Annotated in this window: 16 protein-coding genes and 1 riboswitch; of the genes, 5 read left to right on the forward strand and 11 right to left on the reverse strand. The window is 73.2% G+C overall.

All coding sequences use genetic code 11. The annotated features are described in order from the left end of the window. Positions 1-30 precede the first annotated feature (30 nt). Both V5O49_RS02500 and V5O49_RS02505 read right to left on the reverse strand, forming a co-directional pair. Positions 31-1,374 (reverse strand): glycoside hydrolase family 30 protein, encoded by a 1,344-nt coding sequence (locus V5O49_RS02500; protein WP_332900850.1) that lies wholly within the window; start codon positions 1,372-1,374, stop codon positions 31-33. 31 nt (positions 1,375-1,405) lie between these two features. Continuing rightward, complete coding sequence (locus V5O49_RS02505; RefSeq protein ID WP_332900851.1) at positions 1,406-2,716, reverse strand: MFS transporter; 1,311 nt, start codon at positions 2,714-2,716, stop codon at positions 1,406-1,408. Between the two features lie 182 nt (positions 2,717-2,898). Here V5O49_RS02505 and V5O49_RS02510 point away from each other — a divergent pair, with 182 nt between their 5' ends. Further along, positions 2,899-3,540: a TetR/AcrR family transcriptional regulator gene (locus V5O49_RS02510; RefSeq protein ID WP_332900852.1), complete on the forward strand. Its 642-nt coding sequence runs from the start codon at positions 2,899-2,901 to the stop codon at positions 3,538-3,540. Positions 3,541-3,549: 9 nt separating this feature from the next. On the opposite strand, the gene V5O49_RS02515 is transcribed toward V5O49_RS02510, so the two are convergent. Beyond that, positions 3,550-4,197, reverse strand: a complete 648-nt coding sequence (locus tag V5O49_RS02515) for a lysophospholipid acyltransferase family protein (protein ID WP_332900853.1) — start codon at positions 4,195-4,197, stop codon at positions 3,550-3,552. 59 nt (positions 4,198-4,256) lie between these two features. Then, positions 4,257-5,459, reverse strand: a complete 1,203-nt coding sequence (locus V5O49_RS02520) for an NYN domain-containing protein (RefSeq protein WP_332900854.1) — start codon at positions 5,457-5,459, stop codon at positions 4,257-4,259. A 140-nt stretch (positions 5,460-5,599) separates the two neighbouring features. Between V5O49_RS02520 and V5O49_RS02525 the strand changes: the two genes are divergently transcribed. The 4 genes from V5O49_RS02525 (at position 5,600) to V5O49_RS02540 (ending at position 11,041) form a co-directional block, all read left to right on the forward strand. Beyond that, the gene (locus tag V5O49_RS02525; RefSeq protein WP_332900855.1) at positions 5,600-6,502 is read left to right on the forward strand and encodes an NADP-dependent oxidoreductase; all 903 of its coding nucleotides are present in this window, start codon (positions 5,600-5,602) and stop codon (positions 6,500-6,502) included. Between the two features lie 93 nt (positions 6,503-6,595). After that, positions 6,596-6,703, forward strand: a riboswitch (SAM riboswitch). Between the two features lie 5 nt (positions 6,704-6,708). Then, positions 6,709-7,725, forward strand: coding sequence for a methylenetetrahydrofolate reductase (locus V5O49_RS02530; RefSeq protein WP_332900856.1), 1,017 nt, complete (start codon positions 6,709-6,711; stop codon positions 7,723-7,725). A 92-nt stretch (positions 7,726-7,817) separates the two neighbouring features. Then, a complete protein-coding gene (gene metE, locus V5O49_RS02535; protein WP_332900857.1) occupies positions 7,818-10,268 on the forward strand; it encodes a 5-methyltetrahydropteroyltriglutamate--homocysteine S-methyltransferase in 2,451 nt (816 codons plus the stop codon). A gap of 272 nt (positions 10,269-10,540) precedes the next feature. Continuing rightward, complete coding sequence (locus V5O49_RS02540) at positions 10,541-11,041, forward strand: FBP domain-containing protein (protein WP_332900858.1); 501 nt, start codon at positions 10,541-10,543, stop codon at positions 11,039-11,041. A gap of 132 nt (positions 11,042-11,173) precedes the next feature. On the opposite strand, the gene V5O49_RS02545 is transcribed toward V5O49_RS02540, so the two are convergent. The 7 genes from V5O49_RS02545 to gcvP form a co-directional block, all read right to left on the reverse strand. Then, positions 11,174-11,392, reverse strand: a complete 219-nt coding sequence (locus tag V5O49_RS02545; RefSeq protein ID WP_332900859.1) for a hypothetical protein — start codon at positions 11,390-11,392, stop codon at positions 11,174-11,176. A 63-nt stretch (positions 11,393-11,455) separates the two neighbouring features. After that, positions 11,456-12,019, reverse strand: a complete 564-nt coding sequence (locus V5O49_RS02550) for an MOSC domain-containing protein (RefSeq protein ID WP_332900860.1) — start codon at positions 12,017-12,019, stop codon at positions 11,456-11,458. Positions 12,020-12,146: 127 nt separating this feature from the next. Next, a complete protein-coding gene (locus V5O49_RS02555) occupies positions 12,147-12,566 on the reverse strand; it encodes an NUDIX domain-containing protein (protein WP_332900861.1) in 420 nt (139 codons plus the stop codon). A gap of 118 nt (positions 12,567-12,684) precedes the next feature. Then, positions 12,685-12,918 (reverse strand): helix-turn-helix domain-containing protein, encoded by a 234-nt coding sequence (locus V5O49_RS02560; RefSeq protein ID WP_278235960.1) that lies wholly within the window; start codon positions 12,916-12,918, stop codon positions 12,685-12,687. Between the two features lie 273 nt (positions 12,919-13,191). Further along, the gene (gene gcvH / locus V5O49_RS02565; protein ID WP_332900862.1) at positions 13,192-13,560 is read right to left on the reverse strand and encodes a glycine cleavage system protein GcvH; all 369 of its coding nucleotides are present in this window, start codon (positions 13,558-13,560) and stop codon (positions 13,192-13,194) included. Between the two features lie 53 nt (positions 13,561-13,613). Then, a complete protein-coding gene (gene gcvT, locus V5O49_RS02570) occupies positions 13,614-14,789 on the reverse strand; it encodes a glycine cleavage system aminomethyltransferase GcvT (protein ID WP_332900863.1) in 1,176 nt (391 codons plus the stop codon). After that, positions 14,776-17,676 (reverse strand): aminomethyl-transferring glycine dehydrogenase, encoded by a 2,901-nt coding sequence (gcvP, locus tag V5O49_RS02575; RefSeq protein WP_332900864.1) that lies wholly within the window; start codon positions 17,674-17,676, stop codon positions 14,776-14,778. Before gcvP ends, gcvT begins: the two co-directional genes overlap by 14 nt. Positions 17,677-17,696: the final 20 nt, after the last annotated feature.

Raw genomic sequence — 17,696 nt, forward strand, 5'->3', positions numbered from 1 at the left:
GCGGCCCCGGACCCGGGGCCGCCGGTGGCGTCACGGACGCACGACGAACGTGTTCAGCGAGTGCGGTGCCAGCTCGGCCGTGAACGCCGTCGACGGGTCCTCGGGGTCGGAGAAGGAGAACTCCTCGGGCCGGTCGAGCGCGTTCTGCACGACGACGGCCAGCGACCCGTCGGTGTTCTCGTACACCGACCCCTGGGCCGCGAACCGACCGGTGGCCCCGCGCCGCACGGCGCCGGGGCGGACTGCCGACGAGTAGTGCTTGAGCACGTAGTACTCGGGGTTGCGCACGATCCCGCCCGAGGCCGGGTCGATCGTGAACAGCGAGTTCTGCGGCCACCCCCAGGTGCTCAGGCCCCCCGGCTCGAGCGCCATGTTCCAGTACGTGTACCCCGTGGCGCCGTGCTGCAGGTAGTGCCGCACCAGGTGGAACACGTACTCGGCGTCCTGCCAGCTGTTCCTCCCGAACCCGCACTCGGACTCGGTCTGCATCAGCTCGAGCTCCGGCCACGTCTCGTGGGTCCGGGCGATCGCGTGCTGGCCCGCCCACTGGTAGCCGACGCCGGCGACGTAGCGGCGGGCGTCGTCGTCGAACAGGATGTGGTCGACGTACCCCGAGTAGTTGGTCAGCACCTGGTCGGACGCCGTGAAGGCCATGTCCTCGGGCCCGTTCAGGGTGCCGAGGAAGATCTTCGTCGTCAGCCCCGCCGCCTCGAAGGCCGGCCCGAGGTGGTCGCGGACGAAGACGCGCAGGTCCTCCGCGCTCCACACGCACGACGGGAACTTCTGGTCGGCGAAGACCTCGTTCTGCACGTGGAGCTGGTCGACGCGGATGCCGCGCTCGGCGTAGTCCTGGACGAACCGGACGAAGTACCGGGCGTACGCGTCGAGGTTCTCCGGCGTGGTGACGATCCGGCCGTGGTTGTACACGGGCGGGTTCTTCATCCAGGTCGGCGGGCTCCACGGGGAGCAGTGCAGCACCATGTCGGGCTGGTGGCGCTGCGCCTGCCGGATGTACGGGATCACCCGCTCCTCGTCGCGCTCGACCGAGAAGTCCTCGAGCGCCAGGTCGCCCGGCGTCTCGTCGTAGCTGTACCAGGCGGTCGCGAAGTCGTTCGCCCCGACGGGCGACCGGTTGACCCGCAGGTTGAGCTCCTCCGGGCTGAAGAGCTCGCGGTACACCTGCTCCTGGTCCGTCGCGGGCAGGGCGCTGATCGCCCGGTGGCCGAGCTCGTTGAACGTCCCGCCGAACCCGAGCAGCTCCCGGCCGCGGTCGGCCGTCAGCGTCAGGCCCTTGTCCGACGTCGCGCCGGGGCGGGGCGCTCCGGCGTCCCGCCAGCGCACGGTCGGGTCGGACGTGTGCCACGTGGTGGTCATGGTGCGTGTCTCCAGAGGGTCGTGGTCGAGGTCAGCGGACGGCACGGATGCGGGTGATCGCGAACGCACCGAGGAGCGCCGCGGCGATCGAGACGGGGAAGGCGGCGCCGTACCCGCCGAACCCGGCGACCAGCCAGCCGGTCACCAGCGGACCGGCGGTCTGGCCGAGCGTCGTGGACAGGTTGAGGATGCCGAGGTCCTTGCCGGCCGTCTCCGGGTCCGGGAGCACGTCGACGTTGAGCGCCTGGTCCACCGAGGTGTAGACGCCGTAGCCGAACCCGGCGATCCCCGCGAAGAGGTAGAGGCCGGTCGTCGTCGGGAGGAGCCACGGCATGGCGATGCCGACGGCGAACAGGACGCTGGACAGCACCACCGGCAGCTTGCGTCGACGCAGCAGGTCGGAGATCGGTCCGCCGGCGGCCGACCCGAGCAGCGAGACGACGAGGACGATGACCGAGGTGACGGCGATCGTCGCGGCGGACTGCTCGGTGGTCTGCCCGAGGTAGTCCTGGGCGATGTACAGCTGGAAGGCGAAGATCATCTGGTAGCTGAGCAGCATGAACAGGCGCCCGGCGAAGGCCCAGTAGAAGTCCGGGGCGTTCCGCGGCGGACGGAAGGAACGCACCAGGTCCCGCAGACCGCCGGCGGCCGGGGGCAGCGTCGCGGCGGACACCTCCCGGGGCCACAGCGCGAGGGCCGCGACACCGCCGGCGAGGAGGAGGACGCCACCGACGAGGAACCCGGGGGTCGTCGAGGAGATGAAGGCCGCTCCCACGAGCGAGCCGAGCGGGTAGCCGACCGCGACTCCGGTGCCGTAGAAGGCCGACATCGTCCCCCGTGCCTTCGGCGGGACCCGGTCGGCCAGCACGGCCAGCGCGGGGGCGAGCATCATGTTCAGCCCGACCATGGCGACGGCGTAGACGAGGGTGATCGTCACGGCGCTGTTCAGGAAGCCGGTCAGGGCGAGGGAGACGCCGCCGAGCACCGCACCGCCGGCGATCCACGGGGCGCGGCGGCCCATCGGCAGCCGGGTCCGGTCGGACAGGTTGCCGAAGACGAGGTTCGCGACCAGCGAGACGACCGCGGCGACCGCGTTGATGGTGCCGAACAGCGCTGCGGCGGTCTCGGCGTCGTACCCGACGTCACGGAGGCGCTGCGGCAGCAGGACGGTGGAGACGATCGCGAGCCCGACGGCCCACAGCACGCCGTTCAGGAGGAATCCGGACCCGAACCGGAGGATCCGGCCCCGGCCGGCCGGCAGGCCCGTGTCGGGAGCCAGGCTCGCAGGATCGAGGGGGCCCGTGGTGTCGACGTCCGGCGCCGGCGCGTTGCTGCTCTGCATCGTTACCTTCTTCGGTCTGCCTGAGTGACGCGTCCTCGTGGCGCCCCGTCCTCGGGAGCCGACCGTCACTACCTAGCGATCACTAGGTAATGGCAAATTACTACCGAGTGGTCGGTAGGTCAAAGCGCCCCGGAGCAGTCCTCGACGACCGCGACGGGCGGGCCCCGGGTACCGTGCTCTGCGTGACCCGCCCCGACGAACCAGCGCGCGCCCGGACCCGGCTGTCGCGCGAGGCACGGCTCGCGCAGATCATCGACGCCACCGTGCGGATCCTGGCGGCGCGCGGCTTTCACGGGCTGAGCCTGCGGTCCGTGGCCGAGGAGCTGGGTCTGAGCGAGGCGGGCCTGCTGCACTACGTGGGCACCAAGGAGGGCCTGCTCGCGCTGGTCGTGGAGCAGGCCTACGACCGTCGGTTCGACCCGGACGACTTCGTCGCCTCCGGCGACCCGGCGGCCACCCACCCCGAGGGGGTGTCGTTCCCCGCCTACTGCCGGTTCCTGGTCCGCCACAACGCCGACGACCTGCTGCTCGTCCAGCTGTACTCGGTACTCAACGCCGAGTCGATCTCCCCCGAGCACCCGGCGCACGACTACTTCGCCGACCGCCCCGCCAAGGTCTGGGAGCTCTACTCACGGACGACGTGGCGGCTCCCCCCGTCCGTGGGCGGCTGGGAGAACATGCGCGACCTCGTCGAGATGTCGATCGAGGCGATGGACGGCATCCAGGTCAGGGCGTTCCGCCGGCCCACCGTCGACATGTACACCGAGTGGCTGCGGTTCGAGGAGGTCCTGTTCCCCTCCCCGCGGTGGGACGGCTACCGCTGACCCGGTCAGTCAGGCGTCGAGCTCCTGGCCGCTCATCGCGTGGATCGACGCCATGACCTCGTCCGTCAGCTCGCGGCGCGCCTGCGCCGGCCGCATGCCGGCGGGGAGCTGCCGCTGCGGCATGATCGGCGAGCCGAAGTCGACCTGGATCCCGCGGTAGGGGCGGGGCAGCCGCTTGCCGACCGGCTGGACCTTGTCCGTCCCCTTCAGCGCCACGGGCACGATCGGCGCAGGGCCGGCGAGCGCCAGCCACGCCACACCGGTGTGCCCCTTCTGCAGGCGACCGTCGCGGGACCGCGTGCCCTCGGGATAGATGCCGAAGGCGTCGCCGCGCTGCAGCACGACGAGGGCGTCCTGCAGGGAGCGCTGCCCCGCGCGCGGGTCCTCGCGGTCGACGGGGACGTGGCCCATCGTGGTGAAGAACCACCGCGAGAGCCGGCCCTTGAGCCCCCGGCCGGTCCAGTACTCCGCCTTCGCGATGAAGGTGACGTGCCGCGGGGTCACGAGCGGGATGATGATCGAGTCGAGGAACGACAGGTGGTTGCTCGCGAGGATGACCGGCCCGCGCCGCGGCAGGTTGTGCAGCCCGTTGACCTGGGGCCGCAGGAACACGTACACCAGGAGCGACAGGATGAGCTTCAGGACGCGGTAGGTCACCGGACCATTGTGCCCGAGGGACTCCCCGCGCCCCTCGGCGCCGACCTCGCGGCGCGGCGTCAGGGCAGGCTGACGAGGTAGTCCTCGGTCTCGTCGTCCCAGGCCAGGCGCACCGCGCCTGCGGCCTCGGCACCCTTGCAGAACTGCAGGAACCCGCGGTAGCCGAGCGCCTTCTCCGAGAAGTCGGGGCGCTGCTTGCGCAGCAGGTTCTTCAGGCCGGACAGCGGCGTGCTGCCCCCGGTCTCGCCGACGACGACGCGCAGCAGGTCGAAGGCGTGCGCGCTGTCCGGCTGGGCCGGCAGCTCGACGACGGGGTCGCCCGACGACGGGCCGTCGGAGAGGACGACGAAGTCGCGGTCGGCGAGGTACCGCAGGAACTCGGTGAACGTCCGGAACCCGTAGTCGGACTCGCTGAACGTCGGCTCCTTGCGCACCAGGGTGCGCTTGAGCTGGGAGGCGGTCACCGACCCGGACGAGGAGGCCTGCAGCCCGGCGAGCGTCTGGGCGACCTTGACCTCCATGGTCGCCGGCTCGACGGCGGGGGTGTCGTCCTCGTCGACCTCGGGCGCCGGGGCGGGCTCGGGCTCGACGGCGGGTGCGGGCGCGGGCTCCGGGGTCGGCTCGGTCTTCTTCCTGCGGCTCTTCGCGGCCGACGCCGGCGCCTCGGCGGTCTCGGTGGCCGGGGACGACGCCGTGCTGCGGCGTCCGCCACCACGCGTCGTCGAGCCTCCGGAGCGCTTGCCCGACGACTTCTTGCGGGAGGTCTGCTCGGTCTCGTCGGGGACGTCGACGCCCTCGAGGCGGTCGTAGAAGAGGAACTCGTCGCAGGCACCCGGCAGCAGGCGGGAGGTGGACTTCTCGACCCCGACGCCGATGACGTTCTTGTCGAGCTCGCGCAGCTTGGTGACCAGCGGCGAGAAGTCGGAGTCGCCGGTGCACATGACGAACGTGGTGATGTAGTCGCGCTCGAACGCCATCTCGATCGCGTCGACGACCATCTTGATGTCGGCGGCGTTCTTGCGCGAGGCGCCCATGCGCTGCGGCATCTCGATGAGCTCGACCTGGTGGCGGGTCAGCATCCGCCGGTCCTCGTCGAAGTACGACCAGTCGGCGTACGCCCGGCGGGTGACCACCCGGCCACGCACCGCCAGGGCGTCCGCGATCGGGCCGAAGTCGAACTGCATCCCACCCAGGTGCTCCCGGGCGCCGAGCGCCAGGTTCTCGTAGTCGAGGAAGACGGCCAGGCGCTCTTCACGTTCCATGGCCCCCACCCTACGGCCCAGGGCCCGACGGGCCCTGTCGGCGCTGCGGCGCCGCCCCTGGCCGCTCGTCCGTCGGCGACTCGTCGCGTCGACGTGAGACGCTCGACGGACCTGCCGTCCGCAGCCCCCAGGAGGAACCCGTGCGTGCGATCGTGTTCACCGAGCTCGGCGGACCCGAGGTCCTGCACCCCGCCGACGTCCCGGCGCCGGAACCGACCGCCGGCCAGGTCCGTGTGCGCGTCGAGGCAGCCGCCGTCAACGGCTGGGACCTCAAGACCCGCGCCGCCCGGATCCCCGGCGTCCCCCTGCCGGAGTTCCCCGCCGTGCCCGGTCTGGAGGTCGCGGGCGTCGTGGAAGCCGTCGGCGACGGCGTGACGGGCGTGCAGCCCGGTGACCGCGTCGTCGGGTTCGCCGACACCGGCGGGTACGCAGAGCTGGCCCTGACCTCCACCTTCGCCCCGGTCCCGGACGGCCTCGACCCGACCCGGGCCGTCACCGTGCCGGTCTCGGCGGAGACGGCACGCCGCACGCTGCGCGCGCTCGGGGTGGCCGACGGCGACACCCTGCTCGTGCACGGCGCCTCCGGGTCGGTGGGCGAGCTCGCCGTGCAGCTCGCCCGGCGCCGGGGTGCGACGGTGATCGGCACCGCGTCGCCGGCGAAGCAGGAGCGGGTCACGACGGTCGGCGCCACGGCGACCACCTACGGGCCGGGCCTGGTCGAGCGGGTGCGCGACCTGGCGCCGTCGGGCGTCGACGCGGTCCTGGACACCTCCGGCGCGGGCGTCCTGCCCGACTCGATCACGCTGCGCGGCGGGACGGAGCGCATCGTCACCATCGCCGACCCGGCGGCGGCCGACCTCGGGGTCACCTTCAGCTCCGGCGCCCGGCGCGACCGCGACGCCCTGGCGGAGGACGTCGCCGCCCTCGCGCGCGGCGACCTCACCACGACGCTCGGGGACGTCCTGCGGCTCGACGACGCGGCACGCGCCCACGCGCTGGTCGAGAGCGGCCGGAGCGACGGCAAGGTCGTGCTCGTCCCCTGAGTCGCCTCCCCCCGTTCAGCCACCCCACCACATTCGTCTCACCATGCGACATTGCTTGTCCGCGAGGTGAACTGCCCCGTAGGGTCGGACGACAAGCCATCCAGAGCGGCCGAGAGTCCTGGCTCGACGACGCCGCAGCAACCCGTTCTCCGACGGAAGCCTCCCGAGGACGAAGGTGCTCAACACCAGGCCCGATGGAGTGACGCATGGTCGCCGAGGCACCGACGTACCCGTACCGCCCGACGGTGAGCTTCGAGCTCATGCCGCCGCGGCGGCCCGACGCCGCACCCAGGTTCTGGGAGACGGCACGCCGGCTCGTGGCCGCGCGCCCCGACTTCGTCTCGGTGACCTACGGCGCCGGCGGCGGCGACCGCGACACCGCCCGCGACGTCGTCTCCCGCCTGCTGGCCGGCACTCCGGTGCTGCCGATCGCGCACCTGACCTGCGTGGGCGCCTCGCGGGAGAACGTCTCGGAGGTCGTCGACGAGTTCCTCGAGGCCGGCGTGCGGTCGTTCCTCGCGCTGCGCGGCGACCCGCCGCAGGACCAGCCCGACTGGCGCCCCCCGGCCGGCGGCGTGCACTCGGCCGTGGAGCTCGTGCACCTGCTGCGTGAGGTCGAGGCCCGCCGCTGCGCCGCGGACCCGGCCGCCGCCGTGCGCGGCGCCGCCCGCCCGTTGACGATCGCGGTGGCCACCTTCCCCGACGGCAACGTCCAGGCCGGGACGACCCGCACCCAGGAGGTGCACCGCCTGCTGGAGAAGCAGCAGGCCGGCGCCTCCTTCGCCATCACCCAGTTCTTCTACGAGGCCGACTCGTACACCGACTTCGTCGCCGAGGCCCGCACGGCCGGCGTGACGATCCCGATCCTCGCCGGGCTGCTGCCCACGACCGAGCCGCGCCGGCTCCGTCGTGTCGAGGAGCTCACCGGCGTCCAGGCGCCCCAGCACCTGCTGGACGCCCTGGACGCCCGGCCGGACCCGGAGGCGCAGTACGCCTACGGGACCGCGTACGGCACCGAGCTCGCCCAGCGCGTGCTCGACGCCGGCGCCCCCGGCCTGCACGTGTACACGTTCAACAAGTACCGCCCCGCTCTGGACCTGCTCGAGGGTGTTCACCTCGGCGGCCGGACGACGACGCCCGACGACGCGGCGCCCGACGTCCGAGACCTGGCCGGCCGGCCGTGGGTACCGAGCATCCCGACCCCCGCACCGGCCGTCCCCTGAGCCGACGTCCCGCTCCCCCGCGCCGCCCACCGCGACGCCGGGGTGCGCCGTCGTCCCCAGAGGCCGCCCACGTGCCCGCGAAAGGACTGCTCATGACCTCTCCGACCCCCACCGACACCACACCGTTCGCCCACGGCACGATCCTCGGCTACCCGCGGATCGGCCGGCGCCGCGAGCTCAAGCGCGCCGTCGAGGCCTACTGGGCCGGCGGCACCGACGTCGTCGACCTCGAGGTCGCCGCCGGCGCGCTGCGCCGTGAGACCGTGCAGCGGCTCGTCGCCCTCGGGCTCGACCCGGACGACGGCTCCGTCCCCGGGTCGTTCTCGTACTACGACCAGGTGCTCGACGTCGTCGCGCTGCTCGGCGCCGTGCCGTCCCGGTTCCGGGACCTGATCGACGACGAGGACGGTTCCCTCGACCTGGACGGCTACTTCACCGTCGCCCGCGGTCGTGGTGAGGACGCCCCGCTGGAGATGACCAAGTGGTTCGACACGAACTACCACTACCTCGTCCCCGAGATCAGCGAGTCCACGCCGATCTCGTTCGCCGACCACCGCATCGTGCGCGAGTACGCCGAGGCCAAGGAGGCCGGCGTCACCACCCGCCCGACGCTCGTCGGCCCGGTGACGTTCCTCGCGCTGTCGAAGGCGGCCGACGACGCGGGCGACGGGTTCCACCCGCTCGACCGGCTCGACGACGTCGTGGCCGCGTACGCCGAGCTGCTGCGGGCGCTGGCCGCCGTGGGCGTGCCGTGGGTCCAGCTCGACGAGCCCGTGCTCGTGGCGGACACCGTGGACGCCGACCCCGCACGCATCGACGCCGCGATCACGTCGGCCTACCGCGCCCTGGCGACCGACCTCGCGCCCGCGTCGGCGGACGACGCCCTCGACGTCATCCCCGAGCGGCCGCGCCTCCTCGTCGCCGCGCCCTTCGGCGGGCTGGCCACCGAGGGCGCCGACGGTGCCCCGGCCCGCGACGGCCTGGCCCTGCTGGCCGCGACCGACGTCGACGCCATCGCGGTCGACCTGGTCAAGGGTGCGGTGCCCACCGGGTCCGGCCCCGACGGGACCGTGCCGGGCCTGGCGTCCAAGACCCTCGTGGCCGGCGTCGTCGACGGGCACAACGTGTGGCGCACCGACCTCGCCGCGCGGCTCGGCACCCTCGACGCCCTGCGCGGGCTCGGCGCCGGATCGCTCGCCGCGGGCACCTCGACGTCCCTGCTCCACGTCCCGCACGACGTCGACGACGAGACCTGGTCCGGCCCCGCCGCCGAGCGGGCGGGCCGCACCCCGGCGCTGCGCCGGTGGCTGGCGTTCGCCGACCAGAAGGTCGTCGAGGTCACCGTGCTCGCCCGGGCGCTCGCCGACGGACCGGAGTCCGTGCGCACCGAGCTCGACGAGGCGAGCGCCGCGCTGGCCGACCGCGCCGCCGCGGCCGGCGTCGTCGTCCCCGCCGTGCGCGAGCGCCTCGCTGCCCTCACCCCGGCCGACTTCGAGCGGGGGGCGCACACCGAGCGCGTCGCTGCCCAGCGCGACCGCCTCGACCTGCCGCTGCTGCCCACGACGACGATCGGGTCGTTCCCGCAGACCGCCGAGATCCGCCGGACCCGGTCCGCGTGGGCGAAGGGCGAGCTGGCCGACGACGCCTACCGCACCGCGATGCGCGAGGAGATCGCCCGCGTCGTCGCGCTGCAGGAGGACGTCGGCCTCGACGTCCTCGTGCACGGCGAGCCGGAGCGCAACGACATGGTCCAGTACTTCGCCGAGCTGCTCGACGGGTTCGCGACGACGGACCTCGGCTGGGTGCAGTCCTACGGGTCGCGGTGCGTACGCCCGCCGATCCTGTGGGGCGACGTGACCCGCCCGGCGCCGATGACGGTCGAGTGGACCCGGTACGCCGCGTCCCTGACGTCGAAGCCGGTCAAGGGCATGCTCACGGGGCCGGTGACGATCCTGGCCTGGTCGTTCGTGCGCGACGACCAGCCCCTGGCGGACACCGCGAACCAGGTGGCGCTCGCCCTGCGCGACGAGGTGAGCGACCTCGAGGCCGCCGGGACCGCCGTCGTCCAGGTGGACGAGCCGGCGCTGCGCGAGCTGCTGCCGCTGCGGCGCGCGGACCAGCCCGCCTACCTGGCGTGGTCGGTGGGGTCGTTCCGCCTGGCCACGGCCGGGGCCGCCGCGTCGACCCAGGTGCACACCCACCTGTGCTACTCGGAGTTCGGCGAGGTCATCGGCGCGATCGACGGCCTCGACGCCGACGTGACCTCCATCGAGGCGGCCCGCTCGCGGATGGAGGTCGTCCCCGAGCTGCACGAGGCCGGGTACGCCCGCGGCGTCGGCCCCGGCGTCTACGACATCCACTCCCCCCGGGTGCCGTCGACGGCGGAGGTCACCGAGCTGCTCGGCCTCGCGGCGTCGTCGATCGACCCGGCGCTGGTGTGGGTCAACCCCGACTGCGGGCTCAAGACCCGCGGGTACGCCGAGGTCGAGCCGTCGCTGCGGCACCTCGTCGAGGCGGCGCGGACGGTGCGCGCCGGCCTCTGACCGCTCGCGGGGCCGACGGCTCGGGAGAACGGCCTGGACGCGGCGGGCCGCCTGTGTGACGATCGCAGGTGGCCCGCCGTCCGGGTGGGCCACCGGAGAGTCCGACATCGAGGAGCGAGTGATGCAGCGCGTCACAGGGAGCGGGGTGGCCGCCGAGGCCTGCTCGGCCGACGCCGCCCCGCGGGCCCCACGACGCTGACGGCCGGGATCGGCCGGTCGGCGCGGGGCCCGGGTTCCAGCCTGCCCTGACCCCGCTCACCGAAAGCCGACCCATGACTCCCCTCACCGAGACCCAGCTCCGCGCTGCCCTCGTCAACGCCACCCGCAGCGAGCGCCAGCGCCTGCTCCCGCCCGACCTCGACAGCCAGCGGTGGGACCGCCTCGAGTACCTCGGCTGGCGCGACCGCAAGCAGCCGCTCGCGGCCTACGTCGTCGCCGAGATCGACGGCGCACCGACGGGCATCATCCTGCGCGCCCCCGAGACCGGCGCCCGGCGCTCCGCGATGTGCGCCTGGTGCGAGCACGCCGGCGACCCCGGCGACGTCGCGATGTTCGTCGCCCGGCGCGGCGGGGCGTCCGGCCGCAAGGGCAACACCATCGGCACGCTGATCTGCACCGACTTCCGGTGCTCACGCAACGTGCGGCGTCGCCCGACCCTGGCCGAGGCCGGCGCCGACGACGACGGCGCCCGTGCCGCCGTCGTCGAGCGACGCATCGCCGGGCTCACCTCACGGGTGACCGCGTTCGTGGAGCAGGTGCGGAGCACCGTCTGACCCGCTCACCATCGCGTGACCCACTCAGCGTCGCGTGACCCGCTCACCGCTGTGGGCATGAAATCTGCAGTTCTGGATGGCTCGGGACTGCAGATTTCATGCCCACAGCAGACGTGCGGTCAGCGCTCGGGTTCAGCGCTCGGTGCCGCCGATCATCGGCAGGCCGAAGGCCAGCCCGACCGCGACGATGCCGCCGGTGAACACGAACGGGGCGAGCGAGGGGTCGGCGACCGCGCCGACACCGATGAGGACCAGCCCCGCGACGAAGAGCACGAAGGAGACGATGACGCGCCCGAGCATGGCCCCGGGGGCGTCGTTCTGCGGGGCGCGGTTGACCTGGAAGTCGCTCATGGGACCAGCGTAGCCCGCGCCGTGCAGGCCACGCCCGGTCGTCCGCCGTCGCCGGTCAGGACGTCACGGAAGCCGCGGCCGCCGCACGGCCTCCCCCGCGCGCGACGGATCCAGCTCAACGGGGCTGACCAGCACCGCAGATCCTCGCCGCAGCACCCCGTCGGAGACCGGTGTGCACCGCACTCCCCCACGACCCCGCATCGCGGCGTGCACGCCCGGCGCCAGCACGCGGTCCATCCACGCGCACGGGTTCGCCGGGCGGCCGCCGTGCAGGGTCACGGCGGCGTCCCGGGACCGGAGCGTGAAATCGTGCCCGATGAGCGGCGCGAGCTCGGCTCCACGAAGCACGACGTTCCGGCGGGTCAGCAGCGGGTCGAGGGGCCCGGTCCCCAGCTCGCGGGCGATCTCCTCGAGCGCCTCGGCGGCGAACACCGTGACCGCGGCATCCATGTGCGCCGCCTTGCCGAAGAACCGGTCCCCCACGATCCCCTTCCCGGCGACGACCTCCGCCTCGTCCCGGTCCGACGTCGGCACGTCCGCAGCGCCGTCGCGGGGGCGCCCGAAGTAGGCGTGCTCGGGAGACACGAGCAGGTGCTCGATCTCGACCGCGTACTCGAAGGTCGCCACGCGCCCGAGTCTCGCACCCCGGCTCCCGACGATGGGTCGGCGCCGCCGTCGGACAGGCTGACGTTGCCTACCTCGGCCGGATCTTGCCTACCTCGGCAGGATCCTGCCTACCTCGCCCGGATCTTGCCTACCTCGGCCGGAGGGTCTGCGCGAGCTCCTCGACGATCCGCACGTCCCCGTCGAGCCAGTGCACGTCCCACAGGGAGCCGGCGTCCAGCCAGCGCAGCTCGTCATGCTCGACGAGCGGTTCCGGAGCCCCGGAGACCACGCGGGCGAACCACAGCCGCAGCACGTGCCGGTCGGTGATGAACCAGCCGCCGTCGTCGGGACCCACGACCTCGTCGCCGAGGTCGACCCCGACCCCCAGCTCCTCGTGCAGCTCACGGTGCAGGGCGTCGACGGGGTGCTCCCCCGGCTCGGCCTTGCCGCCGGGGAACTCCCAGCGTCCGGCCAGCTCGGCGGGCTGCGACCGTCGTGCGGCGAGCAGACGACGCGGACGCTCGGTGGCGTCGACGATCGCGGCGGCGACGACGAGGCGACGAGTCATGGCGGGAGTCTGTCATCCCGCGGCGCACTCGTGCCGTCGTCGACGTCACACTCCTGCGACGGACGTTCCTCGCCACCGACATCCCCCGACTAGGTGGCGAGGCGTCCGTCGCCGCGGATCAGCTCGACCCGAGGCCGGCCCGGCGAGCCCAGGCGACGGCGTCAGCCCGGGTGGAGACCCCGAGCTTGCGGTAGACGCTGCGCACCTGCGACTTCACCGTGTTGCGCGTCACGTACAGCTTGCTGGCGATCTGCTCCAGCGTCACGTCCTCGGACAAGTTCGACAGCACGACCTGCTCCCGGCGCGTCAGGCTCGGGCTGAGCGAGGGGCGCTCCAGTTCGATAGCACTCATCGTTCCGTTCCTCCATGACGGCCGCCGATCGCTGACGATCGACCTGGGGATCTGCCGTCATGGATGTGAGAGGGGAACGGATCGACTTCATGACGCGGATCACGTCGAGGAACAGCGGCACGACCCCCGTCACGACACCTCCGCGGCACCGAGCCACCCCTCCGCGACCCGCCGTCATCGCAGGTCAGAGGCGCGAGGCGAATCATGGCCGCGAGTTCCCCGAACCTACATCACGATTCGATCACGACATCTCCAGAGTGCCTCCGGACGCCGTCATCCCGCGTGCTGGGCGTACTCCTCGGCGCTGAGGAGCTGGCCCTCGCCGGACACCTCGACCTTGAACAGCCAGCCCGCGCCGAACGGCTCGGAGTTGACCAGGGCCGGGTCGTCGACCGCCGTGTCGTTCACCTCGACGACGGTCCCGGACACGGGCGAGTACAGCTCGGAGACGGACTTGGTGGACTCGATCTCGCCGACGACGGTGCCGGCCTCGATCTCGGCGCCCACCTCGGGCAGCTCGAGGTAGACGACGTCGCCGAGCGCCTCGACGGCGTAGGAGGTCACGCCGACGGTCGCCGGGGTGGCGTCGTCGATCCACTCGTGCTCGACGGAGTAGCGCAGGTTGCTGGGGTAGTCGGCCATGCTGGGGCTCCTCGGTTGCAGGAAGGGGTCTTCGGGACGGGGGTCGGTGACGCTCAGCCGCGACGGTAGAACGGCATGGCCGTCACCACGAACGGTTCGGCCCGGCCGCGTACGTCGACGGCGAGCTCGGTCCCCTCCGCGGCGACGTCGGGGCGGACGTACGCCATGGCGACCGGGTGGCCGAGCGTCGGCGACGGCACCCCGGAGGTGACCGTGCCGACCGGCTCCCCCACGCCGCCGTCGTCGGTGGTGCGCACGACGGCGTAGCCGGCGCGCGCGGGACGGCGTCCGGTCCCGCGCAGGCCGACGAGCACGCGCTCCGGCTCGGCCTCGCTGCGGGCGGCCAGGGCCTCGCGCCCGACGAAGTCGACCGGCGTGCCGTCGTCGTGCGACTTGTCGAGCTTGACGATGCGGCCGGCCCCCGCGTCGTAGGGCGTCGTGGTGGTGTCGAGCTCGTTGCCGTACAGCGGCATGCCGGCCTCGAGGCGGAGCGAGTCGCGGGCGGCCAGGCCGGCGGGGACGAGGCCGTACGGCTCGCCCGCGGCGAGCAGCGCCCGCCACAGCGCGACGGCGTGCGGGGTGTCGACCCAGATCTCGAAACCGTCCTCGCCGGTGTACCCGGTGCGGGCGACCAGGACGCCCTCCTCGCCGAACCGCAGTCCCATGCACGCGTAGTACCGCAGGTCGTCCAGCGCCGTCCCGCCGGAGATCTCGGGGTCCTCGGTGAGGACCTCGCGCAGGATCTCCTCGGCGCGCGGGCCCTGCACGGCGATCAGGGCGAGGCTCGCGGAGATGTCCCGCACGGCGACGTCGAACCCGGCCGCGCGCTCCAGCATCGCCACGAGCACGGCGTCCGCGTTCGCCGCGTTGGGCACGGCGAAGTACTCGTCGGTGCCGTTGTGGTAGACGATGAGGTCGTCCAGCACTCCCCCGTCGTCGGCGCAGATCATCGTGTAGCGCGCCCGCATCGGGCGCAGCGCCGAGAAGTTCCCGACCAGCGCGTGGTCGAGGAACGCCGCGGCCTCCGGGCCGGTCACGTTGATCCCGCCCATGTGCGACAGGTCGAACAGGCCCGCCGCCTCGCGGACCGCCCGGTGCTCGGCGAGGTCGGAGGTGTACCGCAGGGGCATGTCCCACCCCCCGAAGGGGGTCAGGTGGGCTCCGAGGGCGACGTGCTCGTCGTGCAGCGGCGACTTCTTCGTGGTCACGGGTTCCTCAGCTCTCGGCATAGGCGTCGACGGGCGGGCAGGAGCACTGCAGGTTGCGGTCGCCGTGCGCCTGGTCGATCCGGCGCACCGGGGGCCAGTACTTGGCGCTGCGCAGGCTCGCCACGGGGAACGCCGCCTGCTCGCGCGTGTACGGGTGGTCCCACTGCTCCACCATGACCGATGCGGCCGTGTGCGGCGCGTTGCGCAGCGGCGAGTCCTCGAGCGGCCACCGCCCGGCGCCGACCGCGTCGATCTCGCCCCGGATGGCGATCATCGCGTCGACGAACCGGTCGAGCTCGCCGAGGTCCTCGGACTCGGTCGGCTCGACCATGAGCGTGCCCGCCACCGGGAACGCCATCGTCGGGGCGTGGAAGCCGAAGTCGATGAGCCGCTTGGCGACGTCGTCGACGGTCACGCCGGTCTCCGCGGTGATGTCGCGCAGGTCGAGGATGCACTCGTGGGCGACCAGCCCGTGGTCGCCCGTGTAGAGCACCGGGTAGTGCGGGGCGAGGCGGGAGGCGACGTAGTTGGCGGTCAGCACTGCGTGCTCGGTGGCCGAGGTGAGCCCGTCGGGTCCCATGAGCGCCAGGTAGGCGTACGAGATCGGCAGGATGCCGGCCGAGCCGTGGCGGGTCGCGGAGACGGGCGGCACCGCGCCGGCCGGCTGCGGCTCCCCCGTGCCCGACGGCGTGGGGTCGCCGGGCAGGAACGGCACGAGGTGCTCGGCGACGCCGACCGGGCCGACGCCGGGTCCTCCCCCGCCGTGCGGGATGCAGAACGTCTTGTGCAGGTTCAGGTGCGACACGTCGCCGCCGAACCGTCCCGGCCGGGCCAGGCCGACGAGCGCGTTGAGGTTCGCGCCGTCGATGTACACCTGACCACCCGCGTCGTGTACTGCAGCGCACACGTCCTGGACGTGCGGCTCGTAGACGCCGTGGGTGGAGGGGTAGGTGATCATGATCCCGGCCACGCGACCGTCGTGCTTGGCGAGCGCGGCGTGCAGGTCGTCCAGGTCGATCTCGCCGTCGGCGGCGGTCCTGACGACCACCGCGCGCAGACCGGCCAGCGTCGCCGAGGCCGCGTTGGTCCCGTGGGCCGAGGCCGGGATGAGCACCACATCACGCTGCTCCTCGCCGCGCGAGGCGTGGTAGGCCCGGATCGCCAGCAGCCCCGCGAGCTCACCCTGGGAGCCGGCGTTGGGCTGCACGGACACCGCGGCGTACCCGGTGATCTCGGCCAGCCACCCCTCGAGCGTGCCCACCAGCTCGGCGTAGCCGCGGGCCTGGTCGGCCGGGACGTACGGGTGCAGGTCGGCGAACTGCGGCCAGCTGATCGGCTCCATCTCGGCCGTCGCGTTGAGCTTCATCGTGCACGAGCCCAGCGGGATCATCGTGCGGTCCAGCGCGAGGTCCTTGTCGCCCAGCGCCCGCAGGTAGCGCAGCATCGCGGTCTCGGACCGGTGGCGGTGGAAGACCGGGTGCTGCAGGTAGTCCGTGGTGCGCAGCAGCGCGTCGCCGAGGGCGGCCTCGTCGGCGGCGTCGGCCGGGGAGGCGTCGAAGAGCGCGAGCAGCGCCGCCACGTCGTCGGCGGTGGTGGTCTCGTCGCACGAGATCTGTACGTGATCTGCTCCGTCGATGTACAGGTTGTACCCCGCCTCGACGGCGGCGGCGCCGACCTCGGGGGCGCGGCCGGGGACGGCCACCCGGACCGTGTCGAAGAACTCGTCGTGGACGACCGCGACACCGGCCGCCCGCAGGCCCGCGGCCAGCGACAGCGCCCGGCCGTGCACGCGCTCACCGATCGCGCGCAGCCCCTCGGGGCCGTGGTACACCGCGTACATCGAGGCCACCACGGCCAGCAGCGCCTGCGCGGTGCAGATGTTCGACGTCGCGCGCTCGCGCCGGATGTGCTGCTCGCGGGTGGCGAGGGCCAGGCGGTAGCCGATCTCGCCGTCGGCGTCGACCGAGACGCCGACGAGCCGGCCCGGGAGCTGGCGCTCCAGGCCCTTGCGCACGGCGATGTAGGCCGCGTGCGGCCCGCCGTGGAAGAGGGGGACGCCGAACCGCTGGGCCGAGCCGACGGCCACGTCCGCTCCGAGCTCACCGGGGGAGCGGAGCATCGTCAGCGCGAGCGGGTCGGTCGCGACCGTCACCCGGGCCCCGCGCGCCTTGGCCTCGTCGACCACCGTGCGCAGGTCGAGCACCCGGCCCGAGGCGCCGGACTGCTGGACGACGACGCCCACGAGGTTCCCTGCCGGCAGCGCGGTCCCGGTGGCCTCCAGTGCCTCCAGGCCGGCGTCGAGGCCGTCGGAGAGGTCCGCGACGACGACGGGCAGCCCGACGGCCTCCGCCCGGCCGCGGGTCACCGCGAGCGACTGGCCGAACAGCTCGGCGTCGAGCACCACGTAGCCCTGCTTGGCCCGGGAGGCCCGCCACATCAGGGCGACGGCCTCGGCCACGGCGGTGGCCTCGTCGAGCAGGGACGCGCCGGCGATCTCCAGCCCAGTGAGGTCCTCGATCACCTGCTGGAAGTTGAGGTGCGCCTCCAGCCGGCCCTGGGAGATCTCCGGCTGGTACGGCGTGTAGGCCGTGTACCAGGCGGGGGACTCCAGCACGTTCCGACGGATCACCGCCGGCGTGAACGTCGGGTAGTAGCCCTGCCCGATCATCTGGCGCTTGACCACGTTCTTCGCCGCGACGGCGCGCAGGTGGTCCAGCACCTCCGCCTCGGTCCGCGCCGGCGGCAGGTCCAGCGCGTCCGGCTGGCGGATGGCGGACGGGACCGCGGCGTCGACGAGCGCGTCGAGGTCGGTGTACCCGAGCTGGTCCAGCATCGCGGCGGTCTCGTCGCCGCGCGGTCCGATGTGACGGTCGGCGAAGACGTCCGGGTCGAAGGGGGAGTGGGTCACGAGGAGCGCTCCGAGGGTCG

It is taken from the genome of Isoptericola haloaureus (assembly GCF_036689775.1).
Classification (GTDB): Bacteria; Actinomycetota; Actinomycetes; order Actinomycetales; family Cellulomonadaceae; genus Isoptericola; species Isoptericola haloaureus.